The organism is Shimazuella sp. NTD248, assembly GCF_059510395.1.
In genome coordinates, this window is the sequence record NZ_JCAJZT010000002.1 from 59481 (window position 1) to 78879 (window position 19399).

Below are 19399 nucleotides of genomic sequence, written 5' to 3' on the forward strand. Positions count from 1 at the left end.
TATCGACCTTTTTCTTATAATATGATGGCAATCAGTCCGCCTGACCCTTCATTTATAATCCTCTCAAGTGTCTCTTGTAGCTTAAATCTGGCATTTTCCGGCATCATAGATAATTTCGCTTGAATCCCTTCTCTCACAATGGAGTTAAGAGAACGTCCAAAAATATCAGATTCCCAAATACGAAGCGGATCTTGCTCAAAATCTCTCATCAAATAGTTTACTAACTCTTCTGATTGTCGTTCAGTTCCTATAATTGGAGCAAACTCCGAATTTACATTTACTCGAATCATATGAATCGAAGGTGCTGTTGCTTTTAAACGGACCCCAAAGCGAGATCCTTGTTTGATCAACTCCGGCTCATCTAAACTCATCTCTTCCAAAGTAGGTGCTGCTACACCATAACCTGTTGTTTTGACCATCTGTAAAGCTTCAGAAATTTTATCATACTCACGCTTAGCAATAGAAAAATCTTGCATCAATTGTAGCAGGTGGTCACGTCCTCTTATCTCTTCGCCTACTACTTCTGTCAATACACGATCATACAATTCATCTGGTGCATACAAATCAATTTCCGCTACTCCCTGACCCATGTGCATGCCAGAAAGTGCTGCCTTATCAATAAACTCATATTCATAAAATTTACCAACTACCCGATCTACATCACGGAGTCTTCGTATATCTTTAACTGTCTCTCGGACAGAAACCTCAAACTCTTGTCGTAACCAATGTTTATCTTCCAACACCATTACCCAACTAGGGAGATTCACATTGACTTCATGTACAGGGAACTCAAATAATACTTCACGAAGAACACCTAAGATTTCTTCCTCACTCATCGTAGCAACACTTGCGGCTACTACTGGGATATCATACTTTTCCACAAGAGATAGACGCAGTTGCTCCGTCTCTTCACTCTGAGGGTGGGCAGAATTTAGGATCATGATAAAAGGTTTTCCAACTTCTTTCAATTCTTCTACCACACGTTCTTCCATTTCTTCATAAGAACTTCTTGGTATATCCGTAATACTACCATCTGTTGTAACCACAATACCAAGTGTAGAATGTTCTTGGATAACTTTCCTGGTTCCTACTTCAGCAGCTTCTTGAAACGCAATAGGTTCTTCAAACCATGGAGTATTAATCATTCTTGGTCCATTTTCATCTTCATAACCTTTTGCGCCTTCGATTGCATATCCAACACAGTCAACTAAACGAACATTGACATCTAATCCTTCATCCACCAATACGTTTATTGCTTGATTTGGTACAAATTTTGGTTCGATGGTGGTAATTGTTTTCCCTGCCCCACTGTGTGGCAGCTCATCAATTGCTCTTGTTCTCTCAGAGGAATCTGCGATATTAGGAATAACAACTTGCTCCATAAAACGTTTTATAAAAGTTGACTTCCCAGTTCTAACTGCACCTACTACCCCCAAGTAGATGTCTCCACCTGTGCGTTCTGCAATATCTTTTAAGATATCTACTTTTTCCATCCATTACCCTCCTCAAAGGTTCATGCTTTGCTGGGTTTATTGCCGGTTTGAAGGCTATCCCTCCCCTCCGGTTTACACTATACGCTACTAATATATGAGCTCATTCTCTTAATATGACAATGCACTTTTTCTTTAATTTACCTGAGGTCATTTAAGTGCATTCTATGCGGAGGGTTGGAGGATTACGTCTACTTATGTGCATTAAATTTTATTTAGTGTTGGGTAGTGTGTGGTCAAAGTGTGGTCACCTTTGAATACATGTTTCTTCTATATAAACATTCTCTAATTCCATCTCTCAGTATGTAATCAAAACTATATTCATTCCTCGTAAAAATATCCGTAATTAGGAAATAGCAAATCATTTTGAATATATCTTCTATATAATGATAAACCAAATTTTGTATTTCATTCCGTCACAAACCCGTCATTTCTCTTCAGTTGTGATGGCATTTTAATGTTTTTGTACATGAAAAGGTCGCCAGATTCTTAAAAATTGAGGTAATACCAGCGAAGCTACCTAAAATTTACGTTCCATCCGAATTTCTAACCCGTGTCCAAGTAATAGCTGTGCGTGTTTTTGATGTATGATAAAAAGCCAGAAAATTAAAGATTTAATGAAAGAGATCAGCAATTCCATGGGGTTAATCATATCCGAATCTAAGCCTTTGCATTCTCGCGAAGGCTATTCCTATAAACTGGACACACAAAAAAGGAATTTCATGCTCAAATGTGCGAACAAGCACTTTGATCGGGGAAAAAGATTACAAAGAGAGGCGAAGTCACCTATGAAGGGGAGACGAAAGAATATAAATGGTTTATTCGTGAATAGAAAGCCATGATTGTTATCAAAACTTCTTAAAACTAAAAGATGATATAGAAGTATAGTAAAAAGGCCTCTGTGATTTTTGATTCAGAGGCTTATTGGATAAATTAAGATTTATTGTTCGATTGCTGGTTCTGAGCCTTTTACCGGTTTAACTAGGGCTTAACTCGAATGGAGTGAATTACAATCCAGACTTCAGCCGTTTCATCATCTCGGGGATTATAAGCTTTAACTTCTGGAGCATCTCGTTTATTTCCATGTTCTTCTTGTTATCATCCACGTACTCAATATCGATATTCACCCTTCCTTTACGAAAGTGCAACAACTTCTGGTCAGAGTTATCTTTATTCAAATAGGCCTCATCACTAATTCCTTTTTGTTGGATATATTGCTTCTTACTCTGATAATAGTTCCTGTGTTCAGCAAAATCTTCTTTGGCAGCCTGCTCATTTTCGAATGTTTTGGCCTCAATATGAACATATTGCTTACCCACAAACCTCCAACATGCATGGGACACATAGTTATATAAGTTTGGATACAACATCTCTATTCCGACAGCCGTTCCAAAATCCTCTATTACTAAAGCCACTCCATCATTTCCAGAAATCTTCTTTAGATCCTGTGTTGTAACGATCTCACATGTATTCACAAAACTTTTGGTGAATGTTGGACTCTTGAACCCGATTTTCGAAAGTCCATTGGGATGAACAACTTGCTTTGTCAGGTTGTTAGCCGATTTTTTTAAGAGATTTTGGATCATTGACGTCTTCCCTTTTAATTCAAATTTTACTTTGGCGAACACGTCACCTTTTTGTAATACATACACCTCATTATCAAAGGTTGAATCTTTTTTCCGAAACACCTTCACATCCCCAAAACTCGTTTCGGATTCATAATCCTGTTTGATTTGCCTTTTGATAATAGCAAGATCTGAGTATCTCTTTTGATAAACATCTAAATATACAAAATCATTATAGTCGGTTCCATCAATACTCGTTTGATTCACTAATAGATAACGGCATTGATTAAAGGAACCTTCCTCCAAATCAGCGGTTAACTCTTCGTCATTTCCTTCTCCATCCATGTAGTGCCGAATAATTCCACCACCGTCCAAGGAAGGTTGAAGCAGTGCCTTTGTATCACGTAAATCCTTGATGGTGATCAGGTTACAGGAATAGATCATCTTCTCATCGCGAAAAATAAATGCTTGTGGATTTGCTTTCTCAATCATCGGTGCAGGATCACCCATTGATTTTTCTTTCTCGTAACCAGGGCGATAGACTCTGGTTCTAGAATCGACCTTATCGAGTGGATCTGCCATCGGATTGATCTCAGAACATCCAGACAACAAGATAAACAGACATAAGGTTGTGATGAATTTTCTCATATAAATCTCCTCCATCATTAACAATGGTGCGTTCTTTGCTTTCTAAATAATCGTAATTTATATATGAACGTAATAAATAGAATGCCAGTGTGTCATGAAGGTCATTTGTTTCTCGCTTCAATACTAACTCATCTTTAAGACTACTGTTCTCGCTCACTTGATCTGTTGTATCTAGATAAATGTAAGGAAGCCCATCGTAAAACAAACGAAATGTAATTTTTTTGCGAATCCTGGAGTTCATGCCTGTCCGTTCTTTCTTATGGATAAAAAGTGTCTACATAATATGGGTGTTTTTGCTCACGCCCTGAAAAAGGCCAATGACAGAGTTCTTGCTTCGTCGTCGTCAGATAGATTCCATTATATGGTTCCATGCCCCTCAGTCGCTGGATGCTGGTTCACTTTCTTTGTTTTGTCTTGATATTCAATTTTCTGATAAGGTCTATATCCTCGACGTACTTGTTTAATTATTTCTTTCTAATGAACTGTTTCACTATCATCCAATAGAATAACTGGATTTTGGCTCATTATCGTTGCTATCTCATATACATTGGATAATTCCAAAAAATCATCAATAGTAAAATTGCGGTCAATCGATTTTATATAAAATAAATCACCTTTACGCAAGTATTGTTTTAATGTTTGATATTGAGGTTGATCAAAATCTTTTCCACTTTGTTTATCGATAAATACGTCACATACTTCAATACCTAGTTCTTGCAATTCTACTAACTGGCGATCTATATTTTGGTCCTTCGAACTCACTCGAATATATCCAAATACTTTTTGCATCATTTCATCTTTCGTGAATATTCAGACTATTACAATTATACCATATTTCGTTTGTAATGGTCAGATGAAATTTATAAACGTTTAAAATATATTATAACCATCTTTATGGACACAAAAAGCACCCAATTTTGGATAGGTGAATGATGTGTTTCTAATCCTTGTACCATTTTAAACGCGCATACACAACAAAACCACCCTATCAGGTGGCTATTTTTCAAATGCGGGGTCGAGACAACTGGTTGCTGCCTCGACCTGTCGACTCAGTCTTTCTGGAGAATCATCTCCTTAGCCTTCTCAAAGGCATTCATTGCATCAGGGAGGTGGATGCTATAAGGAAACCCGAGTTCTTCTCCCTTTGCAACCATCGCTGGGCCGATCTTGGGAAAACCAGCAGAGCTAAAGTAGAACTCATCGATTGCTTCGAGAGTATCTCTCCCCTCTGCTAGGATTATTTCCATTCCAACCGTGAGCATCTGCTCCGCCACAGCCTTCTTTGACAGTTCCGAACCATCTGATTCTCCATCCATCAGAATCAACTGTAATTTTAAAATATCATATTTCGCGATATGAGCTTTCACTTATACCACTATCCCCAAAAATTTCGAATTTAAGCAAAAAAGAGAGCTACATATCATTGCTGTAGCTCTTTATCTTTTTCTTTTTTTGCAGTATGAAATGCGACAACTTTTATGCTTGCAAATAGATAACCTAGCATAAATACACCTGGAATAAGGATGAGGTGAAACAAAACTGTATTCATCCCAAAACCCTGCCTCTCAATTGGTTACTTCATCATATGAATCTTTTAAGAAATTATGAGAAAAAAAGTATTTCTCCCTTCTTTCCAACTTTTAGTGGAGGTGAGAACGCTGGGACAAAAAGCGAGTTTTTTGCCATAAACGGGCGCAGATCTTCCTGTGAGGAAGGTTTTTGCTTTACCGTTTGGATTAATCGAGTGACATCACCTCGATAATCCAAAAAAATACGGCCATTTTTATCCATAAGAATAGGCAAATTAGCTTCAGAAAAATAGGGAGATGGGATTTTGATGTCTGACATATGTAATTTTTCTAAATCAACATCGAAAAATCCATTTGCTTCTTTTGACCTGATCGGTAAATTTTTGTTTTTCGATTTGTAATTGTTAATTGCGAGTTGTACTTTTTCTACTTCATCATTCACACGTAGATCAAACAAGCGAACAAGAGGTTGTTTTCCTTCTGCGCCTACATAGACATATAGAAAATCCCCTCCTTTTTCGTATGCAGTCATTGGGATTTCAGATAGCAATTGAAAATCTACCAGATAATGCGAAGTAAATTTCCTGTCATCGGTTGAATATTTGTATGGCAGTGTTTTATGTTGCTGTAGATACTGTTCTGACTGAGCTTGTACCCTGGCTACATGATTTACTACATCAGCAAGTTGCTGCCTCTCCTCATTGGGATACATGCATGCTGTAAGGAATAAGAAACCAATCATAATGGCGCCCAAACGAAAAGCTTTTTTCATTTCTATTCATCCTCCTAAGCAGATAATGCTCGTATTGCAAATAAAACAGCTAGCAGCAGTGTCACAATGGCAATGACAAACAGAAGAGCACGTAAGCCTCCCTTTTTTTGTTGTCTTGCAAATGCAACAAAAAAGTTAACCAAAATAAGAAAAAAAATAGTGGCCATCAAAGACATGTATTGACATTCCTTTCTAGATTTAAGCAATTCCGCAGAAGCCTATCCATTCATAGAGATAACCGTCTAGACTTAAGGATTAAGCCCTGCATATGATAGATGGACTAACGCCTGAATGGAGGAGTAGCAGTGAAAGAATCTCCTGTACGATCAAAGCAATATCCCAGACGTCACAGAGCTCCTACAGGGAGAATATCCCGTAGGCCTCTACCGAGCCCTTCTGCCGTACCTAACATTAACATTTTAAGATTAATGAACGGGTTTGTCTCCTTCCGATCAACTGTTCATGATTTGAGCCAATCTTTACAACGATTGGAATCTATGATGGATCATACTGCAAAATTTTTCACCGTAGGAAGAGATGCGCGGGCGGGGAAACGACCCTTTGTACCGCAATTACCGAAACCCCCAGTGAGTAAAGATGAATTTAAAACGAAAGATGAGTTTAAAGATGAGGATATACCCATTATCAAACTCCCTAATATGCCACCCCCTCGTTCTCCATTATTACGCATGTTGCAATATGTAGATATGGGTAAGGTGCTAAATGTATTGCAATCCCCATTTATGCAAAATATTTTTACGCAGATGTTTGCAGCTAAACCAGCACGTGTACGCACAAACACGGTTAGATCAAGACCAAACACAATACCACGAACAGCGCGCAGAAGAAACATCAGAAGAAAAAGGGTTAAGCCATAGGGCTTACCCTTTTTTCTTATTCATCATCCTATGTGTATGATGGTGCATCAAAAACTGATCCCTGTCCCAGATACACCTATGCTCAAGTGTTAATAGGATAATGTTTCAAGCTACTCCTAGAATATGTTCCTTACACTCGATGCGATATTAGATTGTGAAAATTTTTTTCACCAACCTTGTGCCATTTCCTGTAACTCTCTTGTCTTACCTCGACTCATTAAATCTCCAACAGCAATTTTAGGATCTTTTCCCTCAAAGAGAACAGCATAGAGCTGCTCTGTAATCGGCATTTCAATATTGTATTTTTCTTTTAATGCATGACCTGCACGGGTAGTTTTGACGCCTTCTACTACCATCTTCATCTCGGATAACACTTCCGTTAAACTTTTTCCTTGACTAATGGCATAACCAGCACGCCAATTTCGGCTATGCTTACTCGTACAAGTGCCGATTAAATCCCCTACTCCGGCTAATCCAACGAACGTGATGGCTTCCGCACCCATTGCTGTACCAACACGCGCAATCTCTGCCAATCCCCGTGTCATTAGAGCAGCTCTAGCATTGTCCCCATATCCCAATCCATCGGCTAAACCAGTGGCTAAAGCGATAATATTTTTCAATGCTCCACCTATCTCCACACCAACAACATCTGGATTCGTATACACACGGAAATAGGAGTTGATAAAGATAGTCTGGGTTAATTCTGCGCTTTGCTGACAAGAAGAAGCTACAACTACTGTTGTAGGGGAACGTTTAATCACTTCTTCAGCATGACTAGGTCCTGATAAAACCACAATTCGTTCACCCCATTGTGGTAATTCCTCAGCAATTAACTCAGACATTCGTTTCCATGATTCTTGTTCAAAACCTTTTGTTGCATGGATGAGCAATGCATCTGAGTGAACATAAAGTTTCACTTGTGTTAACATTTCACGCATCGCATGTGATGGGACTGCAAATAAAACAACCTCTTTATTAGAAACTACAGTTTTTAATGAAGAATCTGCTTTTAAATTGTGGTGTAATTCAGCTTCCCCGAGATAAGCACGATTACAATGTAAATTATTTATCTCATTTGACACTTCTTCTTTTCTTGCCCATATGGTAACTTCATGTCCATTATCAGCTAAAACATTTGCCAAAACGGTTCCCCAGCTTCCCGCACCAATAACTGCAACTCGCTTCATTATTTCTCTCCTTCCCTTTGACCAATCTTCCGTTCAGTCCCCTGAAATAAACTTTTGATATTTCGTTTATGTCTGACAATAGCAAGTAAAGCTATAGCAAAGCTAAGCCAAAGATAGGGCTCAGGATAATGACCTTGAAAGGCTAAGACAGCGAAAGGTAAGCCAACAGTAAATACCAATGATCCAAGAGACACAAATCGAGTGATAACAATAAGAAGAATAGCTATAATTCCAGATATAAGACCTGCATAAAACATCAAGGAAACGACAACACCTATTGTTGTTGCAACTCCTTTTCCTCCACGAAAGCGTAAAAAAATAGGCCAATTGTGGCCAAAAATGGCCAGCATCCCAGAGACGGCTAGGACTATAGGGTTATTTCCAACAAAGAGAAAAGTAGTGTATATAGCAATAACACCTTTTAAAGCATCAAGAATTAAAACCGTTACCGCAGGACCTTTACCAAGTAACCTAAGGGTATTGGTCGCTCCAGCATTTCCACTACCGTGATCACGAATATCCACACCTTTTACCCATCGTGCTATTAAGTAACTAAAACTAATGGACCCTATTAAATAAGCGAGTACAATCGAAATAATAGCTAAAAAGTCCATAAATCCTCCCCATTATTTGTTCTTTTTACGTAACAATATTCGCAGCGGTGTACCTTCGAACGCAAAAGCCTCTCTCAGTTGATTTTCTAAATAACGTAAATAACTAAAATGAGATAGTTCTGGATCATTTACAAACAAAACGATGGTTGGTGGCTTTACAGCTACTTGTGTCGCATATTGTACTTTAAATCTTTTCCCTTTGTCCGAAGGAGGTGGAGTCATGGTAATAGCATCTTGTATCACTTGGTTAATAACCGAAGTCGAAATTCGCATTGCGTGTTGTTCAGCTACCTCTTTTACTTTTGGCAATACTTTTCCAACCCGTTGCTTCGTTTTAGCAGAGGTGAAAAGAATGGGTGCATAAGGCATAAACTGAAATTGGAACCGAATCTCTTTACGGAATCGATCCATTGTTTTTTCATCTTTTTCAACAGCATCCCACTTATTTACTACAAATATGGCTGCTCGTCCTGCTTCATGGGCATAACCCGCAATTTTTTTGTCTTGTTCTGCAATACCTCGTTCACCATCTAATACAATGAGACAAACATCTGAACGTTCGATTGCTTGCATGGCTCGTAAAACACTAAATTTCTCAATGGATTCATATACTTTTCCACGTTTTCTAAGCCCTGCGGTATCAATTAAGACATATTGCTCCCCTTCAAGGGTAAACGGGGTATCGATCGCATCTCTAGTTGTACCTGCGACAGGACTTACGATCACTCGATCTTCTCCTAAAATTGCATTGACAAGCGAAGATTTTCCTACGTTTGGACGACCGATTAACGATACTTTAATGGTCTCCTCATCATAAGTTTCTTCCAGTTTCTCCGGAAAAAGCGAAACAGTTAAATCTAGTAAATCACCCGTACCTGTTCCGTGCAAAGACGAAACAGCAACTACATGCTCAAAACCCAGTTGATAAAACTCATATGCCAAATCTGCATGTTTCAGATGATCAATCTTGTTAGCAACAACGATTACAGGCTTATTTGTTTTATGCAACAATCGAGCTACTTCTTCATCACCAGCTGTAATTCCTTCTCTACCATCGACAACGAATAAAATAACATCTGATTCTGTTAAAGCCAATTCTGCTTGATTACGGATGTGATCTAGTATTTCATCTTGCTCTCCAAATTCAAGACCACCAGTATCGATCACATGAAATCGTTCTCCATTCCAATCGCTTTGGCAATATATTCGATCTCTCGTAATTCCAGGTTGATCTTCAACAATTGCTATCCGCTCACCTGCTAATCGGTTAAATATCGTTGATTTTCCTACATTTGGTCTTCCTACAATTGCAACTACTGGTAAACTCATGTAAACTTCCTCACTTCATTTATCACTTTGATCGTCAAAGTCTCCCTCATACAGTTTACCTATCGTCGGTTCTGACTTCAACCGTTAATGTTTTACGATGATATAAGTCGATTCATTTAATTTATGTACCATCGCATCTAAAATCTTCTCCAATAAAAAAGCTCTTTCTATTAATTCTTTCTCGTTTTCCGTGACAAAAATAGGAGAACCACCTCCCACTAAGTCCCGTTTTGTCGTTATGACAGCTAATATTATTTCGTTCATTCTAATTTCCCACCTGCTTTTTTTCATCAAATTCATTCGGTTTACGCACAGCACTTTCGAGTACAGGTACACTTTCAATAATCTTTATTAATTTTGGTACATTTTTTTCTTGAGGTAAAACTACTAAACCCAATCGACCATCTTTTAAATCTAACTTTGCTATAGGAGTCAAAGCTGGTTCACCAGAATCTCTAGTTACTCCTAAAATAGAAGAAACATCATGCAAAATAGCTTGGCGCTGACCGAGATTGGAAATGGTTATTCTACTACTCGCATCTAACGGTTTTATGATAACACCTACTCCATTTTCCATGATTCGCTTTAGATTATCTTCTAGACCAATATTCATCAAATAAATATCATCTGCATATAAACTAGGCCCTTTAACACGAAGTGGTACTTCATATACATTTCCAATTTGACCTATTCGCTTTCCAGATTTTAAGAAACTAGATAAAAGAATAACGATAACTCCTACAATCAATCCAGTACCCCATCCACCAATCATCACCGCTGCGCTCGTAAACAGAGCTGCTAGTATGACAATATAATTTCTTCCTTCAAAGACCATAGCTATCCCTTCAATATAGCTAAATCCTCTTGGAACTAATTCAGTTTCATCTAATTTTTGCAGGGCTTGCCTCTCCATATTTCGTACATCTCGAAACTGTTGAGCTGCAAGGGTTAAAAAAGTAACTGCTGTATAGTCAGGTTTTAAGAGAGCAGGGATTGCAACTGCCCCTAACGCAGAAGCAATTAAGCCCAAAGCTAAATGGATAACTTGTCCATGTGGATAGGTGGGATATTGGCGGTAATCACTTTGAAGCAAACGCAACCTAGTCATAAAGCCAATTGCAACTCCAAGAGAAATAGCTAACGTTTCTTTATCCAATACTCGAGCCTCCAATTTTTCTGTATAGTAGAAATCCGAAGCTGTACACCTTTTAGTACGATTAAAATAACAATGGTAATCCAAAACGTATCTAATACTCCTACACCAGGGAAAGAAATTGGACTGATACGTTCGTGATAAAGATAGTAGAGAACACCCTGTGTTGCCAACAATCCGCCATAAATCAAACAAAATTGTTCCCTCATCTTATTTGTTGAAACAATAGCTTCGCCCAGCGATAAAAAAATGGTTACCCATTGAAAAACAGAAGATCTGCCCATCAAAGTAGTTCCTAAAACTTCATGAAATAAAAATAAAATACTTCCTAACATTAAAATCAAACTAAGTAACGTCACTAACTGGGGAACAGAAGTGTCCTTTAACGAATAGATAAACAAGAAAAACAGGAAAAGATAGTCCAATTGAATATCAACAGAGGACGTAATAGAAATCGGCGGTAGTAAGGAGATGCATCCGATAATAGACAAATATACAATCATGTATTGTTTGGTTATTTCTAGTTGCGTTGGAAGAAAAGTTAACCAACCTGTTGAAAGTAAAATCATAATAACCAGAGGAATAAATGTAGACATAGACTTCACCTCTTTTTTAGTATGGGTAAATAAACACTAGAAAAAACAAAAAACTTCCGGGAAAGGAAAGTTTCTAGTTGAATTCATTGTGATATATCTAAATCTTCAGTATATATTTAATATGCTTCGTATGTTTTTTCACTTTGATTGGAATAAAATGAACTACTCCTATTTAGTAACCTTAAATTGGACAGGAGACATTGTGTTGTTTTTGTTTCTTGCACCAGAGTTTAAAACAAAAAAATCACCTTTTATAGCTTTAAGCCTAGCTGCACTATTAACTACCTATATCAACATTCAACATTGGATTTACTCTTTTTTGGAGTTTGGATATCACCTGACTCAACGAATAAGATTTCCTCAACTGGAATATCTACGATTTATTTCAAAGGGTGAGTTTTTAAAAAATATCGATCCTTTTCCTATAATTGTACTCACATGGGCTCTTCTTATTAAACTTTGTCTGTTAAATTACATCGCATCCAAACTAAGCTTGCAAGATAGATATATATAAGTATAAGTATTTTCCTTTCATCACTGCATTGATTTGCATTACAATTGCAATCATCTTTTCGTATAAAACTGTTTTTTTTAATTACTTCATCACGTCTTTTTATTTCCAAGGTTTAGCTCTACTCATAAAAATTATTCCCTTTTTCTATTTTATTTTACATAAAACAACATGTCATTTCCGAAATAATTAGCGATTTTTCGATAAAACAAAATAACATACTATATCCATTTAATTAAAATTTCTTTCTACATACGGTCATCCGATAAGCTGTACTGCATCTAAAATTTCAAGTATTTTATTCTTACTATATGTTATGAATTTAGTATAAAATAGTAATGTAATAACATAAATAAAAAAACTAATTACAGGTATGGAGGGGAAAAATGAAAAGAAACTCATTAAACCCATTTCCATGGTACCGAGAAATGCAGAGAGAAAAACCTGTGTTTTATGATCCCGATTTTATGTTGAATTTCGGTGCTAAAGGTGCATGGCATGTATTTCTCTACGAAGATGTAAAACGAGTCATGAGTGAATACGATACATTTTCCAACCAAGTAGTTCCTCCATCCGACAATCCACTGTCAAGGGCGATAAATAATGTAGATCCACCAGATCATAAATTTCTACGTGCTTATGTCTCCCGATCATTTAATGGACTGATCTAAAAAAAATTGGAACCACAAATAGAATCCTTCACAAATGATCTTTTGCGAGAGCCCATCAAAAAAAGGCAAATGGAAGCTGTCCATTCCAATCCCATCCTGAAGATATTCCAAATGTAATTAACGAAGTGCTTCGTTTTCGAGCTTCCATTCAGAGCTTAAATCGAATAGCTCTTAAGGATGTAGAGTTACGTGGTCAAAAGATCAAAAAAGGGGATTACTTAAACGTATGGATGGGGGCTGCTAATTACGATGAAACTGTCTTTCCTGATTCTGAAAACTTTGATTTCCAAAGAAATAATTTAGGAGTAGTCAGTAGCTTTGGACATGGTATTCACTATTGTGTAGGTGCTCCCCTTGCCAAATTAGAATCGCGAATTGCACTTTCAATCTTCCTAAACAAAATAAAAAAAATCCAACTACAAACAGATACCCAACTTGAAGTCCACCCAAGCACTATGATGTACAGTTTCAAAAAATTACCAATTATATTTGAGCTTCGTACTAACTAAATGATTTGTTTTTGTTTATTTTTTCCCACACAAACAGACCTAGCTAATGTATAGCTAGGTCTTTCTGAATTACGCTTTTTAAGATTACTTCAAGTTGCGAAGCTCTGGATACATATCCCCTAAAGTAACACCAAAAGCAGAATCATCTTTAACTGACTCTGGTGCTTCTTTTTTCACAGGAGCTGGTTGTTCACTTGCTTCTTTAATACTAAGACTGATCCGTTTTTGATCTGGTTGGATATCTAAGACCTTCACTTCAACTTCTTCGCCTTCTTTTAATACTTCAGATGGCGTTCCAATATGACGATGGGAGATCTGAGAAATATGCACAAGTCCCTCTACTCCTGGAAATACTTCTACAAACGCTCCGAAAGACACGAGACGTTTTACCTCACCTTTGACAACATCGTTAACTTGAATTTCACGAGCAACTCTTTGCCAAGGACCTTCTTGTGTTTCTTTTATACTGAGACTAATACGCTCGTTATCACGATCCACTTTTAATACTTTTACTTGTACTTTGTCTCCAACATTTAATGCTTCAGATGGATGGCCTACACGGTGCCAAGCAATCTCAGATACGTGAACCAATCCATCCACTCCACCAATATCAATAAAAGCTCCGAAATCCGTTAGACGCTGGACAGTACCTTCTAATACCGATCCCACTTCTACATTATTTAAAGTGTTTTCTTTATTTTGGTTTACTTCTTCTTCCAAGACTGCTTTACGAGACAAAATACATTTATTTTTTTCTTTATCTAATTCTACAACTTTTAACTCTAATTCTTGACCTTTATATTCGGAGAAATCTTCAACAAAACGAAGTTCTACCAAAGATGCTGGAATAAATCCACGTACACCCACATTAACAACTAATCCACCTTTTACGACATCAGCCACAGTTGCAACAATGGACTCTCCAGATTCAAACTTTGCTTGTAACCCTTCCCAAGCTTCCTCTGCATCCACAGCCTTTTTAGATACGACAAACTGATCCTCTTCCTGATTATATCGAATTACTTTTACTTGTAATTCTTGTTCTTCTTGTAGTTCATCTGCCACCTGTTCTACGTGCAAACTAGATACTTCCGAAATAGGTAATATTGCTTCAGATTTATACCCTATATCAACAAGTGCTTGATTTTGTTCCACTTTCACTACCTTACCTGTCACAACGTCTCCAACTTGCACAAATTCAGCTTTTACTTCTTCTGACATGCCAACAGACCTCCTTATGAAATCACCAATGTGCCAATTATTTATTGTAATGATCACGGAGCAATTGTTCTATACTCACATAATGATCCATTTACCGATTTTGTTGAATTATCGTCTGGATTTTATCCATCATAATCCGTGTAACTTCTGACACCACTTCTTTACTGATCTTTCCTGTAGAATATGGCGTTGTATCAATAGGTTCTCCAAAAATAACACGCACTGGCCGAAATAAACGATAGGGACCAATCAATGCTACAGGTATTATAGGTGCTTTTGCTTTTAAAGCGATAAATACTGCACCTTCTTCTGCTTCCTGTTCAGATACATTTTCCTTTTTCCGAGTGCCTTCCGGAAAAATTCCAAATAATTCATTACTCTTCAGGATTTTAATTGCAGTCTTAACCGCTTTCATATCGCTTTGCCCACGTTTAACTGGAAAAGCCAATATTTTAGGTAAAAAATAAGATAATACCGGAATATGAAATAACTCTTCTTTTGCCATAAAATGTACAGGTCTTTTTGATGCACTCCCTACTAACGGAGGATCCAGTAGACTAATGTGGTTGGAACAAATAACTGCAGGACCTTCTGTGGGGACATGTTCAAGTCCTACTACTCTCCATCGAAAAATAGTTATAAATAGGATTCGAAAACATTTTCGAAAAAATACATACCAGCCTCTACTCTCACTCATACTACTCTTCACCGCCTAATTTGGTGCGACATAACTGAATAATTTGATTCACTACTTGTTTTGTTGTCATATCAGTTGTATCGAGAAGAATAGCATCAACAGCACGGCATAAAGGGGCGAATTGACGATTTTTATCATTGTGATCTCGCCTGATAACTTCTGTTCGCAAGCTCTCTAGTGATGGGGATCCACCTTTCTTTTTGAGCTCGTGATAACGTCTTTCTACCCGTTTGTCAATAGATGCCGTAAGAAATATTTTTATATTCGCATTAGGTAGGACATGTGTACCTACATCCCTACCATCCATCACTACAGATTGTTCTCCAGCAAGTTGGCGCTGTTTATCGACGAGCACTTCTCTTACTCCACCTAATGTTGCAATATCGGAAGCAATTGCAGAAACCTTTCCCGTACGAATTTCATTCGACAGATGGTATCCATTGACTTGTATCCCTGAATCTGTAAGTGTAAAACGCAGAGACTCTGCCAAGCGAACGATTTTTTCTTCATCTGAAAGATCAATATGCTCATTTAAGGCTAACCATCCAACTGCTCGATACATCGCACCTGTATCGATATACTTTGCACCAAGTTGTTTGGCAACCAACTTTGCTACTGTACTTTTTCCAGCACCTGCTGGACCATCAATTGCTACCTGAATGGGCAACATGTTCCGTCGATCCTTTCCCCATGCATAAAAATAGAAAGAGCAGGTCTTTTAGCCTGCTCAAAGTGATGAACTTATTTTCATCATACAATGCAATCCATCTAAGACTTCGACCCGACAAAACATCATATTTATGTAAACATTCGTGCTCGTTCTACAGGTATTATACTATACTTTGTCGAACTTGCAAGGGGCAAACGCCATTCAATGGACACAAGGACCGATTTGAACTAATTTTCTTAAGCCTTCGAAATGTCCGCTTTGGTTATCTTCTCCACTAGTTCTTCATTTCCGTTTTGTGCATTGATAAAGACTCGAAATTGATCTTTGTCAATGGTGCCCAAAAATTCATAACAAAGCGCTTCATTTCCATCTTCTCCATAAATAGAAGCGAGATTTGTTTTTTGGATTTTTAATCTAGGACTCACATACTTCCTTGCCATTGCTTCGGTTAATTTTGGTTTACCTTTTGCTTTTGCATGGAAATTAAATACGTATTCTGCTGCTTGTATTCCAACAACATTACCGTTATCTAGAGCTACTTTAACGGTCAACGCCTGAGGATAGACCAAAACACCATTCTCACGATGAACATAGTTTAAAGAAAGCAAATTATCAGCTTGATTATACGAGATAACAGACATATCTGGGAAACCAATTCTCGTTAAAAATCGCTTAGCACCTGCTTCAGCCTGGTCGAAACTCAGTTTTGCTTTTCCTACAGGTCGCTCATCAATCATCCACACCACATGTCCGCCAATTTTCGTCACATCTGTGTAAACATCACCAGATTTCAAAGGATATCGGACACTATAGGTTTGATAATCACCTTTTTTATTTAAAACAACAGACATATTCTTGGTAGAAGGTCGATTCATCAATTGGGCTACTTTCCGTTTTGCTTCTTCTGGAGCAATGGAATTACCTTTTAATCGGGTATATTTTTCTTTCTGCCTTACTTTTAAATTATTTACGGTCTGTCCCCAATCCGCTTCTGGATATTGTTCTACCATTTTGTTTACTTTATGAAATCCATCAATAATGGTATTATCCATTGCTTTATCTTCTGAAGCTAAAGCCAGTTCAACATCCATCCAACGAAGATTCTTATCCATTACTTTTGATTGAAGTTGGTGTAGATTGGATCGTATATCTTTCTGATGACTATAAAGGGAATGTAGTGATTTCCATTCGTTATTGCTCATTGGCTGTACGTGGAGATCCCTTACACCAATTTTATAAGAAAAGGTACCAAGATCACTTAAAAACTCTTCTGCTTTATGAAATGGCATCAATGTCATTGGCAATTGTGCAATATCATTTTGAGCTGCATAAGTCAGCCTCCAAACATTTGTCATCGAAGTAGTTGTTTGTTTTGCTGAATTAATTGCAAGTGATTTACCCATTTCTTCATTTAATTGATCCATATGATCATTTAGTTCATGAAACGCTCGTTGGTATTGATTTTCTGCTTTGATTAATACCGAATCTTTATCCTGACTCTCATAATACCCCCACACTCCTGTCGCTACCAAAGCTATGAGAGAAACCGGGAATAATACAGCTGCTATTTTTCTATACAAAAAAAACACTCCTTATCGACAGAAAATATGTTTTCCAATCTTTTTCACTTGTGGTCTAGACCAAATCCATTTAGAAGTAGCTGTAGCAGGATTAAAATAATAATTACATCCACCTGTAGGATCCATGCCATTGATTGCATCCACTACAGCTCTTTTTGCTTTTGCATTTGGAGTAAGATAAATTTGTCCGTCTGCTACAGCAGTAAATGCTCCTGGCTGAAAAATAACGCCTGAAACGGTGTGAGGAAATCGTTTGTCTTCTAATCGATTTAAAATGACTGCGGCAACCGCTATTTGTCCGATATATGGTTCTCCACGGGATTCTCCATAGACAGCATTCGAAATGAGACGAATGTCATTCTCAGAAAATCCACTGCTGCTCTTTCCTGCATTACCAGCAAATAAAGGCTCTGAACTAGCTAAAAAGAGAAATCCACATATAAATACAGACAAGAAAATAAGTTTCTTCATCCTTTCCAACCTCCTAACCTACCTATTTCGTCTCCTAAAAAATTTAACTTCTATGGTATTTTGAACTGTTACTTGGTTCCTTATACAAAAAAGAGAAGCTAGATTAGCTCCTCTTGTGATATCTCAAATTCATCTTCATTATCACACAAACATTTTTTAAATCCCGTTTCAATCTTTCCTTTTTTCACTCTTCCTTTTAATATAAATCGCTCACCACATTGGTTACACTGTATATTTACTATGTATCTGCGCTGTTCATTCATTTTCATCACCTCACCATTTTCAGTATGGACAGGATAATGAAAAAAAATAAGTTTTTTATGTGAAAATTACCCGTAAGAATATACACATTATATCAAAAATGCTTTATACTTTAATATAATAAAGCAACGGGAGCTGCTGAAAAATGATCCTATATCAAACGGTCATGAACGGTCCCCAAAATCAAGAAAAATTAAGAGAGCTATTAGATAATCGAAAATACTATGATGACGACACATTCGAAAAACAACTCCTATCCATCTTGATAGATAATACAAAAGTTCATACCTTAATCCCATTTCCATTTAAACAGACAGCTGGCTAGTTGTCTGTTTTTTTGTGAAAATGTAAAGAATTAAATTTGAATAACTTGAAAAGATGTAACGAATTTTGTTTAATTGGAGTAGTCGGATTATCATAGGAGGAATTTAGTTTGACCCAATCAAATTATCCCCTACAGGAGTTGAAGCGAAAAAGACCAAAAACCCATTGGATCTGGTATATATGTACAATAGCTGCATCTTTGTTGGTCGGATTAAGCATCGCTTTTGCTATGCAACAAACGAATCAAGCTTCAACTTCAACCAAAAAAACAAAATCAACGGTTTTTGCAGTTAACAAATCTCCCAATATAACACACACGAAACTAGCCGTTAAACAACCATCAGGGCAAGTAAAAGTAAATCCAGTACCTGCAACTGAGTCCAAAACTTCTGTTTATTCAGTGACATCAACCAAAACAGAACAAACTGATGTAATACAACAAAAACAATCAACCAAACAAAAAAAGGCAACAAGTTCTACTACAACTAAAAAGCCAACAAAGTTACATTCTCAATCAAAGCCTAGTCAAGTCAAGGAATCCAAACCAAATCCCCCAAAAGAGACACCACCAACGAAATCAACGGAAACTCCTGTTGTCACTGATCCAGAAGTACCAAACCATGATGGACCTATTATCCGCATTGTAGATCGAGTAACCAGTACGGTACAATTCTTACTCACAGGAAAAACAAATTAGGTATTACAAAAAACCTCCACTCTCAT

General features: G+C 37.3%; 25 protein-coding genes and 1 pseudogene. 6 read left to right on the forward strand and 20 right to left on the reverse strand.

The annotated features are described in order from the left end of the window. Positions 1-14: 14 nt before the first annotated feature. From spoIVA to AC5WOE_RS04880, 8 genes are all read right to left on the reverse strand, one after another. Entirely contained in the window at positions 15-1493 is a 1479-nt protein-coding gene (gene spoIVA / locus AC5WOE_RS04845; protein ID WP_496049824.1) for a stage IV sporulation protein A, read from the reverse strand. A 1004-nt stretch (positions 1494-2497) separates the two neighbouring features. Continuing rightward, positions 2498-3703: a hypothetical protein gene (locus AC5WOE_RS04850; protein ID WP_496049823.1), complete on the reverse strand. Its 1206-nt coding sequence runs from the start codon at positions 3701-3703 to the stop codon at positions 2498-2500. Further along, positions 3648-3944, reverse strand: coding sequence for a hypothetical protein (locus AC5WOE_RS04855; protein ID WP_496049822.1), 297 nt, complete (start codon positions 3942-3944; stop codon positions 3648-3650). Before AC5WOE_RS04855 ends, AC5WOE_RS04850 begins: the two co-directional genes overlap by 56 nt. A gap of 233 nt (positions 3945-4177) precedes the next feature. Continuing rightward, positions 4178-4492 (reverse strand): recombinase family protein, encoded by a 315-nt coding sequence (locus tag AC5WOE_RS04860; protein WP_496049821.1) that lies wholly within the window; start codon positions 4490-4492, stop codon positions 4178-4180. Positions 4493-4752: 260 nt separating this feature from the next. Further along, positions 4753-5070 (reverse strand): hypothetical protein, encoded by a 318-nt coding sequence (locus AC5WOE_RS04865; protein WP_496049820.1) that lies wholly within the window; start codon positions 5068-5070, stop codon positions 4753-4755. A gap of 53 nt (positions 5071-5123) precedes the next feature. Continuing rightward, a complete protein-coding gene (locus AC5WOE_RS04870) occupies positions 5124-5252 on the reverse strand; it encodes a hypothetical protein (RefSeq protein ID WP_496049819.1) in 129 nt (42 codons plus the stop codon). 53 nt (positions 5253-5305) lie between these two features. Beyond that, the gene (locus AC5WOE_RS04875) at positions 5306-6004 is read right to left on the reverse strand and encodes a YphF family lipoprotein (RefSeq protein WP_496049818.1); all 699 of its coding nucleotides are present in this window, start codon (positions 6002-6004) and stop codon (positions 5306-5308) included. Positions 6005-6018: 14 nt separating this feature from the next. After that, positions 6019-6180, reverse strand: coding sequence for a hypothetical protein (locus AC5WOE_RS04880; protein WP_496049817.1), 162 nt, complete (start codon positions 6178-6180; stop codon positions 6019-6021). A gap of 129 nt (positions 6181-6309) precedes the next feature. Here AC5WOE_RS04880 and AC5WOE_RS04885 point away from each other — a divergent pair, with 129 nt between their 5' ends. Beyond that, the gene (locus AC5WOE_RS04885) at positions 6310-6882 is read left to right on the forward strand and encodes a hypothetical protein (protein WP_496049816.1); all 573 of its coding nucleotides are present in this window, start codon (positions 6310-6312) and stop codon (positions 6880-6882) included. A gap of 167 nt (positions 6883-7049) precedes the next feature. On the opposite strand, the gene AC5WOE_RS04890 is transcribed toward AC5WOE_RS04885, so the two are convergent. From AC5WOE_RS04890 to AC5WOE_RS04915, 6 genes are all read right to left on the reverse strand, one after another. After that, the gene (locus tag AC5WOE_RS04890) at positions 7050-8069 is read right to left on the reverse strand and encodes an NAD(P)H-dependent glycerol-3-phosphate dehydrogenase (RefSeq protein WP_496049815.1); all 1020 of its coding nucleotides are present in this window, start codon (positions 8067-8069) and stop codon (positions 7050-7052) included. Further along, on the reverse strand, positions 8069-8683 hold the full coding sequence (gene plsY, locus AC5WOE_RS04895) for a glycerol-3-phosphate 1-O-acyltransferase PlsY (protein WP_496049814.1): 615 nt from the start codon (positions 8681-8683) through the stop codon (positions 8069-8071). Before plsY ends, AC5WOE_RS04890 begins: the two co-directional genes overlap by 1 nt. Before the next feature lie 12 nt (positions 8684-8695). Then, positions 8696-10012, reverse strand: a complete 1317-nt coding sequence (gene der / locus AC5WOE_RS04900; protein ID WP_496049813.1) for a ribosome biogenesis GTPase Der — start codon at positions 10010-10012, stop codon at positions 8696-8698. A gap of 84 nt (positions 10013-10096) precedes the next feature. After that, entirely contained in the window at positions 10097-10276 is a 180-nt protein-coding gene (locus tag AC5WOE_RS04905; protein WP_496049812.1) for a capping complex subunit for YIEGIA, read from the reverse strand. A 1-nt stretch (position 10277) separates the two neighbouring features. Continuing rightward, positions 10278-11168, reverse strand: a complete 891-nt coding sequence (locus AC5WOE_RS04910) for a YIEGIA family protein (protein WP_496049811.1) — start codon at positions 11166-11168, stop codon at positions 10278-10280. Continuing rightward, positions 11150-11761 carry a hypothetical protein gene (locus AC5WOE_RS04915; protein WP_496049810.1) on the reverse strand — a complete coding sequence of 204 codons (612 nt, stop codon included), beginning with the start codon at positions 11759-11761 and terminating at the stop codon, positions 11150-11152. Before AC5WOE_RS04915 ends, AC5WOE_RS04910 begins: the two co-directional genes overlap by 19 nt. A 157-nt stretch (positions 11762-11918) precedes the next feature. Here AC5WOE_RS04915 and AC5WOE_RS04920 point away from each other — a divergent pair, with 157 nt between their 5' ends. From AC5WOE_RS04920 to AC5WOE_RS04930, 3 genes are all read left to right on the forward strand, one after another. After that, positions 11919-12275, forward strand: coding sequence for a GerAB/ArcD/ProY family transporter (locus tag AC5WOE_RS04920; protein WP_496052233.1), 357 nt, complete (start codon positions 11919-11921; stop codon positions 12273-12275). A gap of 383 nt (positions 12276-12658) precedes the next feature. Further along, positions 12659-12943, forward strand: coding sequence for a hypothetical protein (locus AC5WOE_RS04925; protein ID WP_496052061.1), 285 nt, complete (start codon positions 12659-12661; stop codon positions 12941-12943). 116 nt (positions 12944-13059) lie between these two features. Beyond that, positions 13060-13452, forward strand: coding sequence for a cytochrome P450 (locus AC5WOE_RS04930; protein WP_496052234.1), 393 nt, complete (start codon positions 13060-13062; stop codon positions 13450-13452). 84 nt (positions 13453-13536) lie between these two features. Here the strand turns inward: AC5WOE_RS04930 and rpsA are convergent, their stop codons facing one another. The 6 genes and pseudogenes from rpsA to AC5WOE_RS04960 all read right to left on the reverse strand — a co-directional run bounded on the left by rpsA (position 13537) and on the right by AC5WOE_RS04960 (position 18354). Further along, positions 13537-14673, reverse strand: a complete 1137-nt coding sequence (gene rpsA / locus AC5WOE_RS04935) for a 30S ribosomal protein S1 (protein WP_496049807.1) — start codon at positions 14671-14673, stop codon at positions 13537-13539. 91 nt (positions 14674-14764) lie between these two features. Then, the gene (locus tag AC5WOE_RS04940; protein ID WP_496049806.1) at positions 14765-15370 is read right to left on the reverse strand and encodes a lysophospholipid acyltransferase family protein; all 606 of its coding nucleotides are present in this window, start codon (positions 15368-15370) and stop codon (positions 14765-14767) included. A 1-nt stretch (position 15371) separates the two neighbouring features. Next, positions 15372-16040: a (d)CMP kinase gene (gene cmk / locus AC5WOE_RS04945; protein WP_496049805.1), complete on the reverse strand. Its 669-nt coding sequence runs from the start codon at positions 16038-16040 to the stop codon at positions 15372-15374. A gap of 236 nt (positions 16041-16276) precedes the next feature. After that, a complete protein-coding gene (gene ypeB / locus AC5WOE_RS04950; protein ID WP_496049804.1) occupies positions 16277-17620 on the reverse strand; it encodes a germination protein YpeB in 1344 nt (447 codons plus the stop codon). Between the two features lie 12 nt (positions 17621-17632). Continuing rightward, positions 17633-17995: pseudogene (locus AC5WOE_RS04955) on the reverse strand (cell wall hydrolase); the annotation flags it as partial. Between the two features lie 194 nt (positions 17996-18189). Next, entirely contained in the window at positions 18190-18354 is a 165-nt protein-coding gene (locus AC5WOE_RS04960) for a hypothetical protein (protein WP_496049803.1), read from the reverse strand. A 143-nt stretch (positions 18355-18497) separates the two neighbouring features. On the opposite strand from AC5WOE_RS04960, the gene AC5WOE_RS04965 reads away from it, so the two are divergent. Next, on the forward strand, positions 18498-18677 hold the full coding sequence (locus AC5WOE_RS04965) for a hypothetical protein (RefSeq protein WP_496049802.1): 180 nt from the start codon (positions 18498-18500) through the stop codon (positions 18675-18677). A 108-nt stretch (positions 18678-18785) separates the two neighbouring features. Continuing rightward, positions 18786-19373: a hypothetical protein gene (locus AC5WOE_RS04970; RefSeq protein ID WP_496049801.1), complete on the forward strand. Its 588-nt coding sequence runs from the start codon at positions 18786-18788 to the stop codon at positions 19371-19373. Positions 19374-19399: the final 26 nt, after the last annotated feature.